The 25,407-nt window shown below is 41.1% G+C and carries 18 protein-coding genes and 3 pseudogenes; 5 read left to right on the top strand and 16 right to left on the bottom strand.

What is annotated here, in order from left to right:
• Positions 1 to 186: 186 nt before the first annotated feature.
• Positions 187 to 319 (top strand): annotated as a pseudogene (locus tag ADH54_RS11765) (IS30 family transposase); the annotation flags it as partial.
• 50 nt (positions 320 to 369) lie between these two features.
• On the opposite strand, the pseudogene ADH54_RS02675 reads toward ADH54_RS11765, so the two are convergent.
• The 16 genes and pseudogenes from ADH54_RS02675 to nrdR all read right to left on the bottom strand — a co-directional run.
• Positions 370 to 1,998, bottom strand: a pseudogene (locus tag ADH54_RS02675) (exo-alpha-sialidase); the annotation flags it as partial.
• Between the two features lie 531 nt (positions 1,999 to 2,529).
• The gene (locus ADH54_RS02670; protein WP_049523948.1) at positions 2,530 to 6,018 is read right to left on the bottom strand and encodes an SIALI-17 repeat-containing surface protein; all 3,489 of its coding nucleotides are present in this window, start codon (positions 6,016 to 6,018) and stop codon (positions 2,530 to 2,532) included.
• A gap of 575 nt (positions 6,019 to 6,593) precedes the next feature.
• The gene (locus ADH54_RS02665; protein ID WP_049523947.1) at positions 6,594 to 7,574 is read right to left on the bottom strand and encodes an acetylxylan esterase; all 981 of its coding nucleotides are present in this window, start codon (positions 7,572 to 7,574) and stop codon (positions 6,594 to 6,596) included.
• Positions 7,575 to 7,891: 317 nt separating this feature from the next.
• Positions 7,892 to 9,907 (bottom strand): ATP-dependent DNA helicase RecG, encoded by a 2,016-nt coding sequence (gene recG, locus ADH54_RS02660; protein ID WP_049523946.1) that lies wholly within the window; start codon positions 9,905 to 9,907, stop codon positions 7,892 to 7,894.
• 18 nt (positions 9,908 to 9,925) lie between these two features.
• Positions 9,926 to 11,029 (bottom strand): alanine racemase, encoded by a 1,104-nt coding sequence (gene alr, locus ADH54_RS02655; RefSeq protein ID WP_049523945.1) that lies wholly within the window; start codon positions 11,027 to 11,029, stop codon positions 9,926 to 9,928.
• Positions 11,019 to 11,381: a holo-ACP synthase gene (gene acpS, locus ADH54_RS02650; RefSeq protein WP_049523944.1), complete on the bottom strand. Its 363-nt coding sequence runs from the start codon at positions 11,379 to 11,381 to the stop codon at positions 11,019 to 11,021. The genes alr and acpS overlap by 11 nt, the downstream gene beginning before the upstream one ends.
• A gap of 44 nt (positions 11,382 to 11,425) precedes the next feature.
• Positions 11,426 to 12,457, bottom strand: a complete 1,032-nt coding sequence (locus ADH54_RS02645) for a 3-deoxy-7-phosphoheptulonate synthase (protein WP_049523943.1) — start codon at positions 12,455 to 12,457, stop codon at positions 11,426 to 11,428.
• A 1-nt stretch (position 12,458) separates the two neighbouring features.
• Positions 12,459 to 13,490: a 3-deoxy-7-phosphoheptulonate synthase gene (locus ADH54_RS02640; RefSeq protein ID WP_049523942.1), complete on the bottom strand. Its 1,032-nt coding sequence runs from the start codon at positions 13,488 to 13,490 to the stop codon at positions 12,459 to 12,461.
• An 80-nt stretch (positions 13,491 to 13,570) separates the two neighbouring features.
• On the bottom strand, positions 13,571 to 16,084 hold the full coding sequence (gene secA, locus ADH54_RS02635; protein ID WP_049523941.1) for a preprotein translocase subunit SecA: 2,514 nt from the start codon (positions 16,082 to 16,084) through the stop codon (positions 13,571 to 13,573).
• Between the two features lie 145 nt (positions 16,085 to 16,229).
• Entirely contained in the window at positions 16,230 to 16,517 is a 288-nt protein-coding gene (locus tag ADH54_RS02630; protein WP_049523940.1) for a hypothetical protein, read from the bottom strand.
• Positions 16,518 to 16,550: 33 nt separating this feature from the next.
• Positions 16,551 to 16,886, bottom strand: coding sequence for a hypothetical protein (locus ADH54_RS12145; RefSeq protein ID WP_049523939.1), 336 nt, complete (start codon positions 16,884 to 16,886; stop codon positions 16,551 to 16,553).
• A gap of 81 nt (positions 16,887 to 16,967) precedes the next feature.
• Positions 16,968 to 18,278: a ribosome biogenesis GTPase Der gene (gene der / locus ADH54_RS02620; RefSeq protein ID WP_001207696.1), complete on the bottom strand. Its 1,311-nt coding sequence runs from the start codon at positions 18,276 to 18,278 to the stop codon at positions 16,968 to 16,970.
• A gap of 13 nt (positions 18,279 to 18,291) precedes the next feature.
• Positions 18,292 to 19,005, bottom strand: a pseudogene (locus ADH54_RS02615) (NADPH-dependent oxidoreductase).
• The gene (gene dnaI, locus ADH54_RS02610; protein WP_049523938.1) at positions 19,002 to 19,898 is read right to left on the bottom strand and encodes a primosomal protein DnaI; all 897 of its coding nucleotides are present in this window, start codon (positions 19,896 to 19,898) and stop codon (positions 19,002 to 19,004) included. Before dnaI ends, ADH54_RS02615 begins: the two are co-directional and overlap by 4 nt.
• Positions 19,899 to 21,068 (bottom strand): DnaD domain protein, encoded by a 1,170-nt coding sequence (locus ADH54_RS02605; protein WP_049523937.1) that lies wholly within the window; start codon positions 21,066 to 21,068, stop codon positions 19,899 to 19,901.
• A complete protein-coding gene (nrdR, locus tag ADH54_RS02600) occupies positions 21,069 to 21,542 on the bottom strand; it encodes a transcriptional regulator NrdR (RefSeq protein ID WP_001203672.1) in 474 nt (157 codons plus the stop codon).
• Between the two features lie 139 nt (positions 21,543 to 21,681).
• Between nrdR and ADH54_RS02595 the strand changes: the two genes are divergently transcribed.
• The 4 genes from ADH54_RS02595 (at position 21,682) to ADH54_RS02580 (ending at position 25,216) form a co-directional block, all read left to right on the top strand.
• Positions 21,682 to 22,047 carry a GntR family transcriptional regulator gene (locus ADH54_RS02595; RefSeq protein ID WP_020901665.1) on the top strand — a complete coding sequence of 122 codons (366 nt, stop codon included), beginning with the start codon at positions 21,682 to 21,684 and terminating at the stop codon, positions 22,045 to 22,047.
• 4 nt (positions 22,048 to 22,051) lie between these two features.
• On the top strand, positions 22,052 to 22,747 hold the full coding sequence (locus ADH54_RS02590) for an ABC transporter ATP-binding protein (RefSeq protein ID WP_020903239.1): 696 nt from the start codon (positions 22,052 to 22,054) through the stop codon (positions 22,745 to 22,747).
• Positions 22,748 to 22,762: 15 nt separating this feature from the next.
• The gene (locus ADH54_RS02585) at positions 22,763 to 23,530 is read left to right on the top strand and encodes a hypothetical protein (RefSeq protein ID WP_049523936.1); all 768 of its coding nucleotides are present in this window, start codon (positions 22,763 to 22,765) and stop codon (positions 23,528 to 23,530) included.
• Between the two features lie 138 nt (positions 23,531 to 23,668).
• The gene (locus ADH54_RS02580; RefSeq protein WP_049523935.1) at positions 23,669 to 25,216 is read left to right on the top strand and encodes an ATP-binding cassette domain-containing protein; all 1,548 of its coding nucleotides are present in this window, start codon (positions 23,669 to 23,671) and stop codon (positions 25,214 to 25,216) included.
• Positions 25,217 to 25,407 lie beyond the last annotated feature (191 nt).

Here is a 25,407-nt window from a genome sequence, read left to right as displayed (position 1 = left end):
ACTTTGTGTGCGATAAACTATGTGCCTTTTGTGCCATATTTTTCTCCTTTCGCTTTACAATTGACTTGAACACCTTTACTGTATCGCGTTTGGAGTTTTTGGGGTATAACCTTCGACGCACACCCGCATAGCGGGTGGTTTTTTTGTCTCGCACCTAACGGAGCGAGACGGACTAATAGTCACATAAAGAAAACGACTTCTAAAGAAGTCGCATTCATCGAAAATTGGATTAATAACTATCATAAAAAATGCTTGAACTACAAGTCGCCCAGAGAATTTTTTGTTGCTAACTAACTTGAAATTTAGCGTTTGTATTTGAACGACAAGTCTAACACAGAGATGTTTTCTTATGTCTATAATTAGCTTTTATTTACTCAAGAAGTTCCAATTAAATTTCTTATAAAAAATTGTATAGCGATTTTGACTATTCTCGCTATGTTCATATAAAATTCCGTATTCTCCGTCACCTAAGTCTTGTAATGAATTATATGCAAATTCCCCACCTTGAATCAGATTATGCTTCAGCCAAGTTAACTCGCCATTTTTCTCAACACGTGCCAAGTGAACTAGACCATCTTTTCGTTCACGTCCTGGTCCAGCAGCATTGCTAAGAATAATATACTCTTTACCATCATGCATAGTATGAATAGCTGACATTTGCACATAGGCATCTTTTACTTCTGGATAACGTTTTATTGTTTTCTCCCAAGTCACTCCACCATCTTTACTAGTAGCAACCTGAAGATCTCCAGTCAAGCCACGCATGAAGAGTTTGACATCACCATTATTTAATTGAAGAACAGTTGATTCTGTATTTTGAGCGCCACTATTATTCATATTAGACGAGTGGATGACACTATTTCCAACAGGTCGATTATCATTTGGGGCTTCTCCAGCATGCCAAGTTACCCCATGATCATCTGAATAAATTAGACGCGAAGACTGCGAACCACCTAAATGCGAAATACTGTTTGTTGTATAAGCTGGTACCAATATCCGTCCCTTATGCTCACCTGTACGTAATACAATACCTGTTCCAGGACCTGTTCCAAGGAATTTCATCCAATCTTGTCGAATCCCTGGTGTGATATCTTTCGGTGCAGACCATGTTTTACCATCATCATCACTATAAGACATCCATAAATAGCTAGTATTTGCAACTCTAAAAGGATTTTTCGTACTTTGTGCAAAGTAAACATTACCAATTAAATCCTTTCCTTTATACAAATCACCTTTGTCGCTATATCCTAGTTTTTTGGGATTTACTACAACATGATACTCTGTTTTTTGATTTTTAGAATTATAAACTTCACCATTTTCACGAATTGTATAATATCCTTTTTCGCCTGTTTTATATAAAATTTGATAAGTTTTATCCCCTATACGCTCGTATGCTTTTTCAGGTTTAGCAGGCATACCGAATACTGCTTTTCCTTCTGGGAACATATCATAAACCGAAAAGATTCTCTTAGTTTCTGGATCTTGAACTAATACCATATCAATATTTAAGGGTGACGGAGCAGTTTTGTCTTTGGCATCTGGATTATCACGAAGATTAGAAATTGTTATTCTATCTCCCCACGTCTCTCCTCCGTCCTGACTTCGACGAACTACCATACCAATATCTCCCCAATCTGCGAATTGTAAACGTCTTTCATCCGCTCCGGCAATTAATGTGCCTTTATCTGTTTTTAGCAGTGCTGGAATTCGGTAAGTATTAATTCCATCCTTATTCAATCCACCATTTACACCACTTACAAAAACTTCCTTCTTCTCTGTAATTTTTGCACTTTCCGATGATTTCACTTCTAAATCCGCTATAGGTCCTGATACAGATGTTCTACTTTCTAAAGTAGTTTCAACCTTATTTGCATCAATATTAGTAGTGGTTTCTTGTGCTAATACTGGTGAAATACCAGACAAGACCGAGCCGATAACTATAGAAGCAACTCCGATAGTAAATTTTCTAATACCATATCGGTTTTTACGATTAATAAAACTCTGATTCATATAACTCCTCCGACGCTTTTGCTAAGCGCTTTTTTAAAATTTTTGAATTAGTTAAAAAGTTAGCACTGGAAAGCAATTCAACTAATACGATTGCTTATTCTTGATTAATCTATGACTCTCTAAAAGTAATTATTTTATTTCCTAAAAATCTAGATTTTCCTTTATTATACCATAAAACAATATATTTTTCTACATTAATCTACAATAGATTCTATTTTCAGAAATATTTTTATACTTCTATCTTCTTTAAACGTACTTTCGACTTCTATAACAAAAAGAGAAATAATATATTCTCCAATGTCATTAAGTTAGGACTAGACTTTCTCCTTCAATAAAGAGTGTAAACGATAACTCCTGAGCCTTTTGTGCCATATTTTTCTCTTTTCGCTTTACAATTAGCTTGAACACCTTTACTGTATCGCGTTTAGAATTTTTTGAGTATAACCTTCGACGCGCACCCACATAGCGAATGGTTTATTTTAGATTAACATAAAAGTTCAAAGAACTACTGAAGAAAAATTATCTATCTTTTCGCTTATAAGAAATCATTGCTCCAAGAAACACTCCTACAAAACCAAACAAGATTGTTAGTAATGAAACAGACTCACCTGTATTTGGTAACTTAGACTGTTCGTTATTACTTACTTTATTCTCTAATCGATTAGATTCAGAGTTTCCATTTGTAGATAACAATTTAGATGACAGTGAAACTTCCTCAGCCTTGTTATCTTCTGTAGGATTTTTAAATGGTGGATTGTCGATAGAGAATCGGAAAGTCATCGCATAAATACTAGAATTGCTAATCTCAAAAATAATCTTTCCATCTTTTTGTTCGAATTCAATAGTGTGTAGTTTTCCTTCTGGATCTACAGCATAAACATTCTCAACAGACTGATCCATAGCAAAAGTAACTAGGACTTTTCCGTTAGGCTGAACAGTTCTAGCAGCTGTATCCTTTAATTGAATATCAAATGCTTTGTAGTTTAATGAACTTAGATCACTAACTTGAACTTCTTGAATTTGAATACCTATCACATTTTTCAATACTTCTTCTGAAGCTTGAATTTGAATACTTCCTGTTTCATTTTTTAAAATACGTTGTGAACTAGCAATTCTTGTGATAACGTGCTTAGTTTCTGCTTCATCCTTACTGTCTTTATTATTTACTTGTTTATCAGTAGATTTCACTACTGAACTTCCTTCTCCTGCTGTAGATAATACTTCTGTATAATTTTCTACATCATACACAACACTAGTTACTGCATTCACTCCGCCTGTGAAGTCTGGAAGGTGATGAATCTCAGCATCCGCACCATTCACGCCACCTTTAAACTCTGGCTTAGCTACTGTAGGAGCTGGAGAATTACCTAATGTGGATAGGAAGCCACTATACTCTGGAACTTCTGTAACGAGGGATTCACTTCCATTGACTCCACCTGTGAAGTCATGCTGTTCAACTGTTGGGACCGGTTCTTCTCCTGAGGTTGATAATGCACCCGTATACTCTGGGATTTCTAGTATCGGAGATTCAGTGAAAGGAACTCCACCTGTAAAATCTGGTTTATCTACTATAGGGGCTGGAGTGTCTCCTAATGTGGAGAGAACACCGCTATACTCTGGAACTTCTGTAACAAGTGAGTCGCCTCCGTTAACTCCGCCTGTAAAGTCATGCTGTTCAACTGTTGGGGCCGATTCTTCTCCTGAGGTTGATAATACACCCGTATACTCTGGGATTTCCAGTATAGGAGATTCAGTGAAAGGAACTCCACCTTTAAACTCTGGCTTATCTACTGTAGGAGCTGCAAAGTCACCAGATGTACCTAAAATACCAGAATCTTCTTTTCCACTATCTTTTTTTGGATCTAATTTCCCTGCTAAATCCTTATCCGAATCCTTCTTAGAAGGTTCCACTTCTTTATCTTCCACATAGACAGGATCTTTTGGTTGACCCTCAATATAAGAACGAACCCAATCCAGCTGCTCTTTTGATAAAACCAAACCACCACTGCGGCTTCCTACAACACCATTTTGGTGAACGCCAATTAAAGCACCTTTATCATTATAAAGACCACCACCAGACGCTCCAGGTTTCGTACCTCCATAGCTAATTCCCTCTATTCCAGAACCGAAGTCTGTAGTTCCTACTACTTTGCTATCTAAAACTGGACTTAGCTTGTTATCTGGAAAACCATAGACCGAAACTGAATCCCCCTCTGCAACTTTCGAAGATTGTTTTACAACCTCTACAGGAGTTACTCCTTTTACTGCTTCTTTTAACCGAACCAAAGCTAAGTCATTTTTAAATCCAAATACTGAATCTTTCTTATTCCAATAAACAATATCATCATCTGAAAAATTCACAGACTTACCATTCGGTAAAGTTGCTTTATATACTGTATTGGTGCGACCAGACTTAGTAACTACCTCAGAACCTTTAACTGTTAAGAAATTATGAGCGACTGTTAACACCAGATTTGGTGCAATTAAAGTACCTGACCCCGACCCATCTGGCGTTTGAATGTGCGTTGTAGCATAAAAATTTTCTGAGCCATTCGGAGCCTGTAACACCTCTTTACTAGGTACAGGTAAGTTCGATTTACCACTCAAATCGACTTTGCCAACTTCCGTTCTTGCAAAATCCGAAGAAGAGGTAGATGGAGGAGTTACCGAATCTACTACCGCTCTTATAATTGTATCACCCAAAGCTAACTTACTGACATATTCATCAGGCCAACTTGTATCACTTGCTAATTTGTTAATTGGCACTCCGTTATAAGATACCACTTTAGCTGTTGGGGAAGTTGCTATTAACTGTTTGAAATCTGGATTTTGTCTTAAATGAAAATTCAAACCACTTCCAACAGGACCCTCCTGAACAACCTTATCTGAAATCAAACGAGTTCCTTTAGTGTCTTCCACTCGAAGTAGAACACGACCTTTTTCTTCACCTTTTACTAAGGTAGCACGACCTTTTTCGTCAAAACTATACCAAGCACCGTCAATCTCAGACTCTACATCTTTTAAAGCTATATGATTTTCATCATAGTAGTAACGGTTTGCACCATCTATATACCAGCCTGTGATAGCATATTTATCAATCATTGACTGAATCCAAGCTCTGTGCTTTTCCGTAAAGATAGTACCACCACCAATACGCTCACTCTCAGAAGCACTTGGAGTATTTGTTCCGTGCTGGTGGATACCGACTACCTCTCCTTTCTCATTAAACAAAGGAGCACCTGAAAAACCTCCCAAAGCTGAGGAATGATAAGTGACTGCACCACTCTCTTTATTGATACTGCTCACAGTTGTTGAGACTGAATAAGCCTTACCGTCTTTCAAGCGAGCTTTATTCTCTTCACTTAAATTTGGAGTCGAAAAATCATTAGGGTAGCCGACCATAGAGATGCTATCACCCGTAGAAACCTCTTTATGACTCAATTCTCTTGGTGAATCTTCACCACCTGTCATAGCTTCTACAGGCTTTTTAGTAACTACTACCGCTAAGTCATTACCATATTCTTTACCAAAATTCTTCTCATCATACAAATGAATAGAACCCTTTTCAAGAGCTTCCGATACACCAGAAGTAGGTACTTTATTGCTCTTCTCCGTCTCTGAGTTCATCACCACATAACTACGAGCAGACTCCCCACCACGCAATACCGCGGACTTGTCTTCTTGGTTTTTATCATAGTAGTTATGAGCTACTGTTACCATCACATTCGGCGCTACAAAGACACCGCTACCTGATGCGGTTTGTTTTCCACTTGTTCCGCTATCATAAGTGGTATAAGTCATAGCAACACCTTCTGCAGATTTACTATGAACGTCTACATCTTTAATATCATCTCCACCTTTAATAACATCAGCATAAACGACCCCGCCACCAATAACTGGTAACTCTGGTGCAGCTAAGCCGATCACTGCGGATAGTGTCAAGCAACCAATTAAACCATAAGCTTTGGATTTACGAAATTTTCCCAAACCTTTTAAACATACAAACATACATTACCTCACTTTAACTTTCAAAGTTAATTTATCCAAGTATATTCTTAAAAATAAAATATTACAGTTTCCATTAGCATAACACTCTCTACTTTGATTCTTACAATAAAAATAGCCATAGACTATTTTGCTCCTTTACAAATAATATTTAAGTACTGTATCTCCAAGAATATAGTTTTTGTAAGATATTATCCTAATCAGAAAACTAAGTTATACATAAAGTTATACATAAACTTATATATAAATGTTCATTTGTAGCGAAACTGTATATTTTCTTATAAATTATAACACATTTCACAGACGCTTTCCAATATCTTGAAAGAACTTATACCAAACTAGATAGCAAATGAATTGTTTTACACCAAGGTCAAGAAAAAACTCATACTCAATGAAAATCAAAAAGCAAACTAGGAAGCTAGCCACAGGTTGCTCAAGACACTGTTTTGAGCTTGCAGATGGAAGCTGACGTGGTTTGAAGAGATTTTCGAAGAGTATGAATTTTAAAGTATATATGAACTAGAATATTTGCTGACTAGACTCTATACAAAAAGAGAGCTACTAGACTCTCTCATTCATCACTTCACATACTTAAAAGGAATCTCACTACCACAGAGCCAGTTGTAGACTTGGTCGTTGACAAAAACATTCATGGCTTCATGAGCATACTCTGGCATGATGCGATAGGCCTTATCGCAGGTGAGACGGTTGTAAATCGCAAACTGGGTTATAGGATAGCAAACATCGTCGTCCAAGCCTGTAATCATCTTAACTTCACCCTTGATACGATGAGCGAGATTTTTCACATCGATATAGGCAAGGGTCGCCATGATTTCCTCCTCAGTTTCATGGAAGGGGTCGTGAAACTTGAAATAACGGAAAAGTTCGTCGTAAGCCTCGCTAGTATTCCCAATCTCAAGCACTCGTCTGAAGTCTGACAAGAAGGGATAGATGGTAACTGTTTTCTGAATTCGAGGATTGAGCGCTGCTGCAACCAAAGCTAAAGCCCCTCCTTGTGAGGCACCATAGCTAGAAAGACGCTTCTCATCTACCTGTGGCAGACTGGCAATAATCTCAACCAACTGGTAAATATCCAGATAAACATCCTTATAAAAGAGATGATCCCGACCTTCCACAGCACCACGGATGATATGCCCCTTAACGGTATTCCCTAGAGGAGAACGCAAGCCATCTTGTGAATAGCCCGACTGGCCTCGAACATCCATGGAAACAACACCATAACCAGCAACGGTGAAAGCCAGCATGTCAGCCCAGTCCCAGCCACGTCCCATATAACCATGGAAATGGAAGATTAGCGGAACCTTCTCCTCACTCTTTGGAAGGACGACGCGTGCATAGACCTTACCTTCATTGGTTCCTTCAAATGTTAACTCATAGCACTTGACTTGAGGGATGTGGAAATCTCTTTCCTCCAACTGGTAGGCTGGTAGAGTTGAAACTTTTTTCACTTCCTCATCCCAGAAAGCATCAAAGTCCTCTGGAACCTCATCCCTTCCTAGATAAGTCTTAATCTCTTCTAACAAAGCTGGATTTTTCATAGCATGCTCCTTTTTGTAATCGCTATCACAACTGTAGCATATCTAGAAAAGCAATGCAAGAAAGAAAAGCAAATAGAAAGTGATTTTAGATTCTTTACTTTTAGGATGATAGGCTGAAAGTAGTTTTAGAAACGAAAAAAGAGCATTTTCGCTCTTTCTTCTTCTGTTCAATCTTAATTTTTTGCTTCTTTCTTTTGGAAAGTGGTTTGGTAATTTACTTTAATTGTTACTGTCATGTGAGAGTCCTCGTTTCTTTTTGATGACTCTAGTATAAGGGCCAAACCTGAAAGCTAGCTTAAGTTTTCCTTAGAGAAAGCTTAATCCAGATGTTCTTTCTTTTCCAGATGAAGGGCAATCATGCGCCACTCTGGATCTTCTTGCCAAGCTTCAATAGAACTAATGTAGCTAGCAACCTTTCTGGCTTCTTCTAAAATCGGAAAATCTTCGATAATATCAGCCACTTGGAATTCTGGAAGTCCTGACTGTCTGGTTCCAAAAATCTCACCAGAACCACGCATTTTCAAATCTTCCTCCGCGAGGACAAATCCATTGGTGGTTTCTGTCATGATGCGCATGCGGTCTTTCCCAGAATCCGTCTTGGGATTAGCAACGAGAACAGCATAGGACTGCTTATCTCCCCGACCGACACGACCTCTAAGCTGGTGAAGCTGGCTAAGCCCGAACCGATCGGCATCCATGATAATCATGACGGTCGCATTGGGAACGTTGACCCCAACCTCGATAACTGTTGTCGAAACTAGAATATCTGTTTTTTGCTCTTTGAACTCCTGCATAATCTGGTCTTTTTCGTCACTCTTCATCTTACCATGTAGAAGAGCCACTTCTGCCTTACCTGCAAAATGAGCCGTCAACTCCTCAGATAAAGCAATAGCATTTTTCAGATCTAGAGCTTCTGATTCTTCAATCAAGGGAGAGATGATATAGGCTTGAGAACCTTTTTGGATTTCCCCCTCTAACCAAGTCAAGACCTGAGGCAGTTGCTCATGCTTAATCCAACGTGTTACAATAGGCTTCCGCCCTGCTGGCATCTGGTCGATAATGGAAACATCCATATCTCCAAAGGCTGTGATGGCCAAGGTTCGTGGTATGGGAGTCGCCGTCATCATGAGGACATCTGGATTGTCTCCTTTTTCCCGTAAAATACGCCTTTGCCCCACACCAAATCGGTGCTGCTCATCGATAATAATCAAACCAAGACGAGCATACTCCACCCCATCCTGAATCAGAGCGTGGGTTCCGATAATCAAATCAGCTTCACCCTTAGCAATAGTCTCCAAGACTTCTCTCTTTTCTGCAGCTTTCAAGGAACCTGTCAAGAGAGCCAGTTGCAAGTCTGGAAAGAGACTCTGTAAACTCTCAAAATGTTGCTCTGCAAGGATTTCTGTTGGCACCATGAGAGCAGCCTGGTAGCCAGCTGTCACTGTCGCATACATAGCCAAGCCAGCGACTACCGTTTTCCCGCTCCCCACATCCCCTTGCAGAAGACGATTCATGTGATGGTCCGACTTCATATCGTTTAAAATCTCCTGCAAACTCTTTTCTTGAGCTGGGGTCAGGGCAAAAGGAAGGCTTTCCTTGACTGCTGTCACTTTTTCCTGAGACCAATCCAGAACCAGACCGTTTCCCTGAACTCTATTTTCAGATTTGAGCGTCTGCAATTGCATTTGGAAATAAAAGAGTTCCTCAAATTTGATACGGCGAAGAGCCTGCTTGTATTCCGCCAAATCCTTGGGGAAATGCATAGCACGAACTGCCTGACAACGGGACATGAGTTTGTATTTGTCCAGCAAAGACTGGGGAAGATTTTCCTCTATCAAGAGGTCCAGTCCCTGATCAAAGGCTGTCTTGATAACTTTGACCAGACTGGCCTGACTGATCCCCTGAGCCAAGCGATAGACAGGTTGGAGGTCATCTTCCACCTGAGCCAGGACCTTCATCCCAGTCAGACTAGCCTTGGCGCGGTCCCATTTTCCAAAAACAGCCAGGGTTGCTCCCAACTCTATCTTATCAGCCAGATAGGGCTGGTTAAAGAAATTCACCGCAAAAACGACTTCTCCCTGCTTAAGACTAAAGCGCAGGCGATTGCGCTTGAAACCATAATACTGAACACTAGCAGGAGTCACTACCTGACCAGAAAGAACCGCCTTCTCACCGTCTTCTAGTTCCAATACTTGCTTGGTCTTGAAATCTTCATATCGGAAAGGAAAGTAGAGCAAGAGTTCTTGCAAGTTTTCAATTCCTAGTTTGGCGTATTTTTCTGCTGACTTTGGTCCCACACCAGGTAAGACATGCAAGGGTTGATGTAGATTCATGCTCCACTCCTTTCTTTTCTAATAATATTCTCTCGGAATGCGATCGCTGAGGAGACAAACCACCTCGTAGTTAATAGTCCCACGGTAGGTCGCTACCTCAGTAGCTGTAATTTCCTTGCCCCCGTTAGAACCAATCAGGGTTACTTTTGTTCCCAGCGGATAAAGCTTAGGCAAACGAATGGTAATCTGGTCCATAGAAACTCGCCCAACGATTGGGCAAGCTTGGCCATTTACCAAGACAGAGAAATTCTGCATGTCTCGTGTCCATCCATCCGCATAGCCGATTGGTACCGTCGCGATGACTTGCTCGCTATCCGCTTGATAAGTTGCTCCATAGCCCATGCAAGCTCCAGCTGAAACTGTCTTGACATGAACCAGAGCAGATTCCAAGGTCAAGGCTGGTTTCAAGTCATAGGGCAAGTCCAAGACCTCTCCGCTAGGATTAAGACCATACATGGCATCTCCCATACGAACCGCATTGAAAATAGTCTCTGCATGCCAAAGGGTCGTTGCCGAATTGCTGGCATGAACCAAGTCTGGAAGACCTTTCATACTGGCCAAAATAGTTTTAAACCGTTCTAGCTGTTCATTAAAGTAAGCATTTGATTCCTCGTCTGCAGTAGCAAAGTGGGTAAAAATCCCTTCAACACGAGCACCGTGTTGTTGGAGCGAATCTTGAGCCTGCTCAGCCTCACAACCCTCTCGAAAACCAATCCGTCCCATTCCTGAATCAATCTTGAGGTGGACTGTTAATCCAGTTAGGTCTGCTTCCTTGTCTAAGAGTGCTTGAAGCCACTCCAGTCCAGCCACCGTCAAGGTGATGTCGTATTCTTTAGCAAGAGCAACTGCTTCGATTTCAGAAACTCCTAAAATGAGGATTCGTTTGCTGAGTCCAGCCTGTCTGAGTTCAATGGCTTCATCAATATTCGAAACGCAAAAGCCATCAACATCATCTTGAATCGCCGTGGCAACGGTAACAGCCCCATGCCCATAGGCATTAGCCTTGACCACTGCAAATTTGAGCGTTCCTTCAGGGATATGAGCCCCCATTTGCTGAATATTTTGTCGAATAGCTCCCAGATGAATCAGAGCCTTAGTTGGTCTATGCGGACTAGCTTTCATGATTTTCCTCCAAAATGACACTGGCTGTCACAAACTGATCGGTATGGCTGATAGACAGCCAAATCTTTCCTGAAAATGGTGCCTGACTAAAATAAGGCGCCCCGCGTTCATTGTTCAAGACTTCCAAATCCTGAAAACCGAGCTTCCCAATACCAGTTCCCATAGCCTTGGAAAAGGCCTCCTTAGCCGACCAGCGACCTGCCAAATATTCGATTTGCCTGCGCCCTTTAAGACTGTTAAACCGTTTCATTTCCTTAGCAGTCAGCACGCGCTTGGCAAAACCTTCATGTCGTGTAACTGCGCTTTCTATCGAAGCCAATTCTTCGATGTCAATTCCGTGTCCAACTATCATTCTCATCAAAAGGAGTTGAGATTCCCCAACTCCATCCTTTTCACTTATTTTGTTAAGGTAGCATAGATTTCTTCTACCAAGGCCTCTGTATTTTCCCAACCTAGGCAAGGATCGGTAATAGAGCAACCAAAGACCTCTGGTTGGTTTTGACGACCATCTGCTAGATAGGATTCAATCATAAAGCCTCGAACCGTCTTTTTAATCTTCTCATTCCAATCACGATTCTGCAAGGTCTTACGAACCACTCGAATCTGCTCCATATATTGCTTGCCTGAGTTATCATGGTTGGTGTCGATGAGGATAAAAGGATTTTCAAGTCCCATTGCCTCATAACGTTCAATGGCATTTAGCAAGGTTTCATAGTAAAAGTTAGGCTCATTTTTCCCATATTCATTAACTGCACCACGAAGGATGACATGGGCTAGGGGATTACCTGAAGTCTCAACTTCTTGGCCATGGAAGAGGAAGGTTTGTTTGTTTTGAGCGGCATAGATACCGTTAAACATAACCCCAAGATTTCCAGAGGTTGGATTTTTCATCCCTACTGGTGCATCAATTCCTGAAGCCACAAAACGGTGCTCTTGGTCTTCCACAGAACGAGCCCCAACAGCATGGTAGCTGACCAAATCATCTACCAAGACAAGATTTGACGGATAAAGCATCTCATCTGCCGTTGTCAAACCAGTCTCTGTAATCACGCGGTAGTGCAACTGGCGCACAGCCTGCAAACCGTTGATTAGACTTGGAGCCTTAGAAGTATCCGGCTGGTGAACTAAACCTTTATATCCATCCCCGTTTGTGCGAGGTTTAGCAGTATAAACACGCATAACCATGAAAATCTTGTCCGCCACCTTCTTTTGCAAGGCTGATAAACGGCGTGCATATTCCAAGACAGCCTCTTCATTGTCAGAAGAGCAAGGACCAATCACCAAAAGGATACGGTCATCTTCTCCTGAAATGATGTCTGCCAATTCTCTATCACGACGCTCCTTTAATCGCAAGGCTTCCGCAGACAATTGAGTTTCTGCCTTGATTGCTTCAATATCGATTTCTTGACCTTTTTCAATAAATGCCATCTTATTCTCCTAGCGTTTGGTAGATTTCTCTGACGAGGGCTTCCGTATTTTCCCAGCCTAGACAAGGGTCTGTGATAGACTTGCCAAATACTTCTGGTTCATTTTGACGGCCGTCTTCTAGATAAGACTCAATCATAAAGCCACGAACGTACTGCTGGATCTTTTCATTCCAATCACGGTTAATCAAGGTCTGGCGGACAATTCGAATTTGATCCATGTATTGCTTACCAGAATTGTCATGATTGGTATCGACGATGATAAAAGGATTTTCCAAGCCCATTTTCTCATATTGAGCAATAGTATCCATCAAATTATCATAGTAGTAGTTAGGAATATTCTTACCATACTCATTGATTGCTCCACGAAGAATGGCATGCGAAAGCGGGTTCCCAGTTGTTTCCACTTCTTTTCCTAGGAAAAGGAAACTCTGTTTGTTTTGAGCAGCATAAATCCCATTAAACATAACATTGAGATTTCCAGAGGTTGGATTTTTAAACCCAGTCGAAAATCCTGCCCCACTTGCCACAAAGCGGTGTTGCTGATCTTCAACCGACCGGGCACCAACTGCCATGTAAGAAATCAAATCATCCACAAGCGGAAGATTTTCAGGATAAAGCATTTCATCAGCTGTTGTCATACCTGTTTCTGTGATAACACGATAATGAAGATGGCGAACGGCTTTGATTCCATTGATAAGACTAGGCGCTTCTGTCGCATTAGGCTGGTGAATCAAGCCCTTATAGCCATCTCCGTTGGTACGGGGTTTGGCAGTGTAAACACGCATAACCATAAAGATACGGTCTGCCACTTCTTCTTGCAAAGCTGCCAAACGCTTAGCGTATTCAAGAACAGCTTCTTCATTGTCAGATGAGCATGGCCCGATTACCAAGAGAATCCGCTGGTCTTCTCCACGTATAATGGCTTCTAGCTCTTTATCGCGCTGTGATTTTCTCTCCAAAGCTTGGCCTTCTAATTTTGACAAGGCACGAACTTCTTCAATATTAATTTTAGGACTTTTTGCTGTAAATACCATAACTCATCTCCTTATAAATCAAACGGATACCAAGTAAAAATTTACTTTTCACAAGGTATCCGCCTCTAAACTATCTCATTTTATTGTCTTTTACCGTGACAGTTTTTAAACTTCTTACCAGAACCACATGGGCAAAGTTCATTCCGTCCAATCTGGCTCAAATCCAAATCTTCTGGCATATTTGCTTGGTGGGCAGCGATATTGCGAGTCGCTGTTGTACTGATATGGTGTTCTGCTTGTGGTCTTTCTTGTTCATGAATTTGTGCTTTCATCATCAAGCGTGTCACATCAAACTCAATCGAACCAATCATGTCATTAAACATACGGAAACCTTCTGCCTGATACTCAACAACAGGGTTGTTCTGAGCATAGCCACGAAGTCCAACCGCGTTACGCAATTGATCAAGGGCATCGATATGATCTGTCCACTTGTTATCCACCACTCGTAGAATCAAGACTTTTTGGAATTCTTTAACTGCTTCTTCATCGCGTAGTTTTGAAACCTGACTATCGTAAACCTTCAAGGCACGTTGGAAGAGCTCTTCCTTGATGGCCTTATCAGACAAGCCTGACAAGTCTTCCATCGTGATAGAATCTTCTGGAAGCAAGTTGTACTTAGCAAAGTTCAAAATTGCCTCTAGTTTTTCATCTTGTTTGGCACGCGCATGACCATCAACGACACGACCAATCGTACGTTTGATCATAGCCTGAATTTCAGGTGCCAAGTCACGATCTGCAGTGATGACATCGTAACGTTGAGCATAGATAATCTCACGTTGTTCACGCATGACGTCATCGTATTGAAGGACTTGTTTACGGGTATCGTAGTTATTTCCTTCGACACGTTTTTGCGCTGCTTCAACCTGACGTGTCAACATACGAGACTCAATGGCCTCTTCAGACATGTTGAGACGTTCAAAGATTCCCTTCAAGCGTTCAGAACCAAAACGTTTCATCAAGTCATCTTCAAGAGATAGGTAGAATTGTGACTCACCTGGGTCTCCTTGACGACCTGAACGTCCACGAAGCTGATTATCGATACGACGGCTTTCATGGCGTTCTGTACCAATCACACAAAGTCCACCCAATTCGCGAACTCCTTCACCAAGCTTGATGTCGGTACCACGACCGGCCATGTTAGTTGCGATAGTAACAGCACCACGTTGACCAGCATTCATGATGATTTGGGCTTCTTTATAGTGGTTTTTAGCATTTAAGACTTCGTGAGGAACGCCAGCTGCGACCAATTTCTTAGAAATGTAATCACTGGTTTCAACCGCTACTGTACCAACCAAGACAGGCTGACCTTTTTGGTAACGAGCCTTAACGTCTTCGACAACCGCCTTAAACTTAGCCTCGATACTTGCATAAAGAAGGTCTGAGTGGTCAATACGTTGAACAGGACGGTTTGTTGGGATTGGAATAACACGAATGTTGTAGATTTCACGGAATTCTTCTTCCTCAGTCTTACCTGTACCTGTCATACCAGACAATTTCTTATACATACGGAAAAGGTTTTGGTAAGTGATTGAGGCAGATGTCTTGGTTTCATCCTGAATTGGCACACCTTCTTTAGCTTCAATGGCTTGGTGCAATCCATCAGAATAACGACGACCTTCCATGGTACGACCTGTAAATTGGTCGACAATCAAGATTTCTTGCTCTTCGCTCACCACATAGTCAATATCGAGAAGCATGATGTAGTTTGCACGAAGGGCGTTATCGATAAAGTGAGTCAAAGCCACATTTTCGATGTCATAGAGGTTTTCAAGCTTGAAGTAGCTTTCAGCCTTGTCAATCCCTGAATCAGACAAACCAATAGTCTTAGACTGCACATCGATGATGTAGTCGTCTTTGTCCAACGATTTTACATAGTGGTCCGCCATGTGGTAGAGCTGACTGGTTTCAACTGCATTAGCACCTGATACGATCAAAGGTGTACGGGCCTCGTCAATCAAGATAGAGTCAACCTCATCGACCAAGGCATAGTTAAGCGGGCGTTGTACCATGTTTTCAGCACGAACGACCATGTTATCACGAAGGTAGTCAAATCCGATTTCTGAGTTAGTTGAATAAGTAATATCACACTCATAGGCTTCTTTTTTCTCCATTGGAGACTTGGCAGCCAAGTTAATCCCTACTGACAAACCAAGCCATGAGTACAATTCACCCATCTCAGTCGCGTCACGTTCGGACAGGTATTCATTGACCGTAACTACGTGAACCCCTTTACCTGAAAGGGCATTGAGGTATACCGGCATGGTCGCAGTCAAGGTTTTTCCTTCCCCTGTACGCATCTCTGGCACGTCACCATGGTGAAGAACGATTCCCCCCATGACCTGAACCTTATATGGGAAGAGGCCTAGGACACGTTTGGCACCTTCACGGACAACCGCAAATGCTTCATAAAGCAATGAATCCAGAGATTCTCCATTTTGATAACGTTCTTTAAATTCAACTGTTTTTGCTTTTAGTTGGTCGTCAGTCAAAGCAGCCATTTGGTCTTCGTATTTGAAAACCTTGTCAGCCATCTTTTCTAGACGACGGATTTCTCCTTTATCATTTTCGATAATTGTTTTTAAAATATTAGCCATGTTTTTCCTTACTTTAAATTCCGAATATTTTAGAATGTTCTTTTAATTTTAGCACAATTACTGATTATTTTCAAGGAAGAATCCCCATTTTGAAAAGGAAAAAGAGGCTAGTTTCCAAGCTAACCTCTCTGACTTTTATGATACTTTAATTGCCAAAAATCGGCAAAATCGCAAATAGGATAAATAGATTAATCCAAAGAGAAAAACAGCAGATCAATCCAAAAACAAAGAGACTGACTTTCTTGGACAGCAAGGCCATCAAAATAGACAGAATACCAAAAACTAGCAAGACTTTCTGTATGCTGAAGAGGTCAATCTTTCCCCCCAGAATCGGACTGCCCCAAGGAAGAAAGAAGAAAGCAATCCAGATCAACAGAACTAAACCAATATAGACCTTAGAATAGCGTGAAATAAATGATTTTAGATGTGCCATAAGCTACCTCCTATAAATAAAAACCGATATAAATCAATGTCTCCCCGCTTTAGACTTTCCTAGTTCTCGTCTCAAGCGAAGCATTTTTTTGAAACAGAAATAAGTTAACCTATTCAGACCAATAGCTAGCAGAATAAAAAGAAACCAAATGCCCCATAACTTGATATCTGTCAAATTTCTCAAGACGATATTGAAAAACAGAACTGAAACAACTGTCCAAGCAAGGCTAAACAGAGCATAGAGGGGGATGTAAAACCAGTAAAAATAGTAAAAAATTGGGAAAAATTTACTTTCTCTATTATCCTTTTCAATCCAATTGAAAAAGTAAAACCAGGGAAATAAGATTATAAATTTAAACAAATGTTTCATCGACACCTCCTTTTTGATAGCGTTTTCTATTATTTTATTATATCAAAAAAATCTGGAAATGTCATTCCAGATTCTACTTTTTTATTTACGCTTTCTTGCGATGAGATGGATTGGAGTTCCCTCAAAGACAAAGGCCTTGCGGATTTGATTTTCCAAGAAACGCAGGTAAGAAAAGTGCATGAGTTCTTCTTCGTTGACAAAGATAACAAAGGTCGGTGGTTTGGTTGCCACTTGGGTCGCATAGAAAATCTTGAGGCGTTTTCCTTTGTCTGTCGGTGTTGGGTTGATGGCAATAGCATCCATAATCACATCGTTCAAGACAGCTGATGGGATACGTGTGTTTTGACTTTCACTGATTTGCTTGATCATCTCAGGCAGTTTGTGAAGACGTTGCTTGGTCAAAGCGGATACAAAGATAATCGGTGCGTAAGGCAGGTATTGGAACTGCTCACGAATATCTTCTTCCCAGTTTTTCATAGTGTGGTTGTCTTTTTCAAGTGTATCCCACTTGTTGACCACGATAATCATCCCTTTACCAGCTTCATGGGCAAATCCTGCGATACGCTTGTCGTATTCACGAATGCCTTCTTCCGCATTGATGACCATTAAGACCACATCTGAACGGTCAATAGCACGCATGGCACGCATGACAGAGTATTTCTCAGTATTTTCATAAACCTTACCAGATTTACGCATCCCAGCTGTATCAATCATGGTAAACTCTTGACCATCTGTATCTGTAAAGTGGGTATCAATGGCGTCACGAGTTGTTCCAGCAACTGGACTGGCAATGACACGGTCTTCTCCCAAGATAGCGTTAATCAAGCTTGATTTCCCAACGTTTGGACGACCAATCAAGCTAAACTTAATGACATCTGGATTTTCTTCTTCATATTCATTTGGAAGATTTTCTACGATGGCATCTAGCACATCCCCTGTACCGATACCATGGACAGATGAGATAGGCAGTGGTTCACCCAAACCGAGGGCATAGAAATCATAGATATCATTTCGCATCTCAGGGTTGTCCACCTTGTTCACTGCGAGGATAACTGGTTTGTGGGTCTTATAAAGCTTACGGGCTACGTATTCGTCCGCATCGGTAATTCCTTCCTTACCAGACACCACAAAGACGATAACATCGGCTTCTTCCATGGCAATTTCTGCCTGGTGCTTGATTTGTTCCATGAAAGGAGCATCGACGTCATCGATTCCTCCTGTATCAATCATGCTAAACGAACGATTGAGCCACTCACCCGTTGCATAGATACGGTCACGTGTCACTCCTTCGACATCCTCTACAATGGAGATTCGCTCACCAGCGATCCGATTAAATAGGGTTGATTTCCCAACATTGGGACGTCCTACAATGGCAATAGTTGGTAGGGCCATAATTTCTCACTTTCTACAATAACTTCTTCTGTTCAAGATTTTTTCTAGTTGAGCTTGGTTCTGCTTGACCAAACTGTTCTGCTAGGCGCTGACTCCAGCTTGTGGTCGCACGCGCCCCAGCATAGTCCGCCTATACACGGTCATAAGCCTCAATCACATCAACTGTTTGTTCCTGATATTCTTCCTCAAATACCACTTGAGTCAATGGCAAGCGAGGTTTGACTTCATGTTCTTCATTTGGCACACCTAGTGCCATCCCAAAGACAGGATAGGTGTAGTCAGGCAGGTTAAAGAGCTCTGCCACTTCTTCTGACTTGTATCGAACCAAACCGATAATCACACCACCATAGCCCAAGCTTTCAGCTGCCAGCAGGGCATTTTGACCAGCAAGAGCCGCATCGACTGAACTAATCAAGAGACCTTCTACACCTTGAGGTTGGAATGAATCGGTATGAAGCTGGGCTCCCTTTTCTGCTCGGTTCAAGTCTCCGACAAAGAGAAGGAAAACAGCTGACTGGCGAATGGCTTCTTGAGGCACCAATTCATACAAGGCATCTTTCTTTTCTTGACTTCGTACCACAATCACAGAGTAGGATTGGAAATTCTTCCAAGACGAGGCCATCTGGGCTGCTGTCAGGATTTCAGTCAAGTCTTCCTGAGAAATGCCTTGATCCTTAAATCTTCGAACAGATTTATGAGCTTTCATCAGTTTAATCGTTTCTGTCATCGGCGGTTTACTCCTTCTAAACGAGTCTCCTCAGCCAAATAACGGATGCGTTCCATGATCCGTCTGGCTTCCCAGGTTTCGTCATTTCCATGTTTCCCTTTAGCGAAATGCTGCTCCAATTCTTCAAAGTTGAAGTTGGAGGTGAAAAAGGTCGGTAAATTTTCCTGCATCCGATATTGAAGAATGACCTGCAGGATTTCGTCACGCACCCAAGCTGTTGATTGCTCGGCACCAATATCATCTAAAATCAGGACTTCAGACAGTTTAATCTCATCTACCACGGTCTTGACATTACCATCACCGATAGCATTTTTGACATCTATGACAAAGCTAGGATAGTGGAGAAGAGTGGAGGAAACACCACGTTTTTCTGATAAATCATGAGCTAAGGCAGCCACCATAAAACTTTTGCCCACACCAAAATCTCCATATAGGTAAAGACCTTTTCGAATAGCTGGATATTGCTCCACGAAGGCTAATAGCTTTTCAAAAACTGGCAAGCGACCCAAATCATCCAAGTCTACTTGAGCCAAACTAGCTTTCCTGAGACTGGCTGGCAGATTGATTAACTTGAGACGGTTCTTAATAGCCGCTTCTTTTTCCGCTGCGATTAGTTCAGGAGTTTCTTCGTAAGAAACATCCGCATAGCCATGATTCATAACCAAAATAGGCTTGTAGCCTTTGGCAATATAATCCGTATCACCACGGAGAAATTTGTCACGCTCAGTGATGTACTGATTAAACTTGGAGATACTGCGATTCAATTCCTCTGGGCTGAGGGATTCTTGCTGGATAAAGGCCGCAACATCAGGGTCCTTCATGATTTTCTGGACCAAATCTTGATAATGAAAACGGCTAGGTTGACGTTTGAGTACGTCTCCGACACTTTCCATCTAATCTCCTCCTTTTTCTAATCGAGCTAATAGTTCTTGTTTCTTACGTTCCAGTTCCAGACGAGTTTCCTCGCTGGTTTCATTCTTATAATCTGGATTGCTCCACTTGGGTACATTGGACTTGGTAGGACTGGATTTACTGCTTTTTTGAGCCTGGCTCTTCTGCCCTCGCTCACGGATGCGCAAGACTGCCTCTTCTGCCGAATGAATCTTTTGATAGGCATAGTCATTGGCTACCTTCATGGCATATTTCTCATTGATATTTGCCGAATCCACCTTATTAAAGGTCAATAAGAGAATGATATTAATGACTTCGTCCAGCAAGCCCAAGCCAGCCATCTGTTGCAAGAGTTCCCTTTCTGTTTGGGTAATGGTCCCCTTGCGTGTTTGCTTGATTTCTGCCAAGAACTGCAAGGCCGTTTTACTTTTGGCTTCTTTGATAATGGTCGTTTCCTTAGGACTAAAGTCAGAGGAAATCGGTTTTTGAGCAATTTTTTCCCGCATGCGTTTGGTTGAAATAACCTGGGAAACAGCTGTTGACTTGGCCAGTTGATAGGTCTCAAACCAAGTCCATTTCTTCTCCTCGGCAATGGCAAAGAGGTTTAAGACATCGGACTTCTCATCCGCAAAACGAAGCCCATCTCGAGCCATAAGCTGACGAAAATGGTCCAAGTCAAAATCGTTGGCCACTTTCTTCTTGAGACCAAGGTCTTCTTGACTTCCCAGTTCTGCCAAGTCTGGAAAGACTTGATTGAGTGAGACAGGTATTTCTTCTCCCTCAGCACTCTCAACTTTCAAATCCTCCACAGCTGCATCGCCAATTTTTTTCTCCAAAAGTCTGCGATAAACAGGATGTTCCAAGAAGTCTTGACTTGAAAGAGGAGCATGGATAACTATCTGATAAGTATCACCCTTTTGATAGAGGGTCAAGAGATTGAAAGCAGATAGGATTTTCAGGGCTTTTATCAATCTATCCATTCCAAAGTTAAGATGGTTAAGAATGCTTGAAAAGAGGTATTCCTTTCTGCCATTATCCCAAAAACTAATCGTATAAAGATAAAGGCTCAGTGCCTCCTGACCGATAATCGGGAGGTAGCACTGTACCAGAGATGAGGTATCTTGCGACACCCGATTATTCTTTAGATAAGAAAAACGGTCAATTGGCTTCATTTATCTTTCCTTTTTCTTTTTAGAGGACTGAGTGATTTGTTGGAGCAGACTCTCTAACTCACTAACATCCTTAAAACTACGATAGACACTGGCAAAACGTACATAAGTAATCTCGTCCAATTCAGCCAACTCCTCCATGACGAGTGAACCAATGTCCTCACTTTGAATTTCATTTTCATTTCGACCACGGAGTTTCTGTTCGATACGATTGACTACCATGTTGATTTCATCACTTGACACAGGACGTTTCTGGGCTGAGCGGATAATCCCATTAAAGATTTTATCTCTGGAGAATTGTTCCCGTGTGCCATCTTTTTTAACAACCACTAAGGTTCTTTCTTCTACTCGTTCGTAGGTTGTAAAACGGTGTTGGCATTCGTCGCACTCACGTCTTCTACGAATAGTGTTCCCTTCTTCTGCTTGGCGACTATCGATAACACTTGACTTGGTAGCCCCACATTTTGGACAACGCATCCTTTCCCTCCTTATCGTTTTCTTTTAATTATACCATTTTTTAAACGATTCCCAAAACAATTCTTCTTTTTGCTTGACAAGTTTTTTGTTTTGTTGTATTATTTAATTAAGACAAAAGGATAAAAGAAAGGAGACCAAGATGTCCTGGACATTTGACAACAAAAAACCCATCTATTTACAGATTATGGAGAAAATCAAGCTTCAGATTGTTTCCCATACACTGGAACCCAATCAACAACTTCCAACCGTGCGAGAGCTAGCTAGCGAGGCCGGTGTCAATCCAAACACCATCCAAAGAGCCTTGTCAGACCTTGAACGAGAAGGATTTGTCTACAGCAAGCGAACAACTGGACGATTTGTAACTGAGGATAAGGAACTGATCACCCAATCGCGCAAACAATTATCAGAAGAAGAATTGGAACACTTCGTTTCCTCCATGACCCATTTTGGCTATGAAAAAGAAGAACTACCAGGCGTAGTCGGCGATTATATTAAAGGAGTTTAAGCCTATGTCATTACTAGCATTTGAAAATGTATCCAAATCTTATGGAGCAACCCCAGCCCTTGAAAATGTTTCTCTTGACATCCCAGCTGGAAAAATTGTTGGTCTCCTTGGACCAAACGGCTCAGGGAAAACAACACTGATTAAACTAATCAATGGCCTCTTACAACCAGATCAAGGACGTGTCCTCATCAACGACATGGACCCAAGCCCAGCAACCAAGGCTATCGTAGCTTATTTGCCAGATACGACCTATCTCAATGAGCAAATGAAGGTCAAAGAAGCCCTAACCTACTTCAAGACCTTCTATAAAGATTTCAATCTTGAACGCGCCCATCATCTACTTGCAGACCTGGGCATTGATGAAAATAGTCGTCTCAAGAAATTATCAAAAGGAAACAAGGAAAAGGTACAACTGATTTTGGTTATGAGCCGTGATGCTCGTCTCTATGTTCTGGACGAACCCATTGGTGGAGTGGATCCAGCAGCCCGTGAGTATATCCTCAATACTATTATCAACAACTACTCCCCAACTTCTACCGTTTTGATTTCTACCCACTTGATTTCTGATATCGAGCCAATCTTGGATGAAATTATCTTCCTCAAAGACGGAAAAGTCGTCCGTCAAGGAAATGTAGATGATATTCGCTATGAGTCAGGTGAATCCATTGACCAACTCTTCCGTCAGGAATTTAAGGCCTAAGCAAAGGAGATTATTATGTTTTGGAATTTAGTTCGCTACGAATTTAAAAATGTTAACAAGTGGTATTTAGCTCTTTACGCCGCCGTGCTAGTTCTTTCCGTTCTCATAGGAATGCAAGGACACTACTATAATTATGTATCTTTCAAAGATAGCCAACCTGTCTTACTTTTCTTTCTGGCTCTCGTCTTTGGTGGATTGATGATTACACTTGGGATTTCAACCATTTTCTTGATTATTAAACGCTTCAAAGGTAGTGTCTATGACCGACAAGGCTATCTGACTTTGACCTTGCCAGTTTCTGAACACCATATCATCACAGCCAAATTAGTTGGAGCCTTCATTTGGTCTATCCTTAGCTCCACTGTACTAGCTCTAAGCGCTTTTATTATTGTTACCATAACGGTTCCAGAATGGATATCAAATTCTGAGTTGATTCCACTTGTAGGAACATTCCTTCCTCAACTCTCTCTTATGGGGGTATCCTTCCTACTAAATACCATTTCAGGAATCCTCTGCATCTACTTGGCTATTTCCATCGGACAACTTTTCAATGAATACCGTACCGCACTAGCCATTGTAGCTTATATCGGTATCCAAATCGTCATTGGATTTGTAGAAGTCTTCTTCAATACCAGTACTAACTTCTATGTCAATTCACTTGCAGGATTCAATGATAATTTCTATATGGGAGCAAGCGTAGGCATTGTTGAAGAACTCATTTTCATAGCTATCTTTTATCTCGGAACCTACTATATTTTGAGAAATAAGGTTAATTTGCAATGATCTCAGAGTCTAGCGACAATAACTCGCTAGGCTTTTTTCGACCTCAGGATTTACATTTTTATATGAAGTATTTAATAAAAAGGAGTATAATGACTTTAAAACTAATTACATGTATATCGATAAGGAGGTCAACTCTTTATGCTGAGAAGATTTGTTACCAAGAAGCACCTTATGCTTTACTTCTTTTCTATTGCCATTACTTGGCTGGAAGCAATTATCACGCCAGCCCTTGTTCAGAATATTGTTGCCAGTTTTACCAATCAAGAGCTAGGCCTTCTTTGGAAAGTTTTGATTCTAGGAATCCTTGGAAACCTCATTCTCTTACTAGGCTTGGCTGGGAAACGTTATTACTATGCCCGTTTGATTACTGATTTCAAATATAGAATCAAGAGTGCTATTTTCAAGCGATTTTTAAACAGTTATGAGATCGATGAAAAGGATATTTTGTCCGACCTAGAAAACGACGTCAAGCAACTAGAAGAAAGCTATATTGAGCCAACGGTTATCATCATTTCTTCTCTTGGTTTCACAACTGTGTCCATTCTCTATGCCCTATGGACCAATTTTTACTTGGGCTTGATTTTCATCCTCTTCTACTCCTTTCCTGTACTCTGCAGTGCTATCGGATCAAAGCGTTTGGATTCACTTTCTGAAAAGCGGTCCACTGTTAACCAGAGCTACTTAGCAAGCTTGACAAATTTTATTGGCGGTAGCCAACAAATTCGCCATTATCAGGGGCAAGACTACTTTTTTGCTCGCTATCAAAAGCAATTACAAACCAGTCTAGATGCCGAAATCAACTATGAAAAGCAACGCACTTTAAACAGTCTCTTGATCAATGGCATCGATGCCTTTTGTTCTGTCACACCTATCGTCATCGGTGGCTTTATGACCTACTATAATTATTTAGATGCGGCGAGTTTTGTGGCCATCTATCTGGTTTCCCATAATATTGGCTATCAATTCCAAGAGTTGGCCTACTTTACCAACACCCGAAAAGCGACTCGAACTCTTCTCAACAAATACCAAAAACTTTTGGGCCAGTCTAACTTCATCTCGCCTAGAAGCATAGAAAATATTTTCCCCATCCAACTTGACAACATCTGCCTTGAAAAAGATGGAAATATCCTCCTGTCTCCGATTTCCATGCACATCAAGCAAGGAGAAAAAATTGCCATTATCGGGGAAAGCGGCTCTGGTAAAACAACCCTGCTCAATATCATTCATGGAGAAGAGACACCGACAAGTGGACAGATTAGCTTTGCTGGTCAGAACCTGTCACGTCAAGAAATAACAAGCTTTAGTTCCTATATCCTCCAAGATAGCCATTACTTTGACACGCTATCTCTGGAAGACAATATCCTTCTAGGACTGGATAAAAATCCAGAGACTTTAAATCATATCCTCAAAAAAACAGGATTAGAACATTTGAAAAATCGACCCCTCAGCAATGATAGTCTATCTGGTGGCGAGAAACAACGCCTTGAAATCGCTCGTGCCCTCTACCACGATAGCCAACTTATCTTGGCAGATGAAATCAAGGCCAATCTTGACTCGGAAAATAGCAGAAAAATTAGCGACTTGCTCTTCTCCCTACCTCAAACAGTCATTGAAGTCATTCACCACTACACGGAAGAAGATTTAAAACACTATGACCAAGTCATTCACTTAAGCAAAGAAAAGTAATACTCTATAACATACGATTTGAAAAGGAGGCTAGGCAAAAACTCAATTTCAGGAGAAAACGAATTAATATTACCACAATAAAACGCATAATATCAAGTTTTTGCACACCTGATATTATGCATTTTTCTGATTTTAAAGACTTTTTACCCAGTCTATTCTTACTAATCTATTTCTTAAACTCAATAAAGTTA

The sequence above is a fragment of the Streptococcus pseudopneumoniae genome (assembly GCF_001072315.1).
Classification (GTDB): domain Bacteria; phylum Bacillota; class Bacilli; order Lactobacillales; family Streptococcaceae; genus Streptococcus; species Streptococcus pseudopneumoniae_R.
Note: the sequence above shows the minus strand (reverse complement) of the source record. Positions and strands in the feature narration are given on the sequence as shown.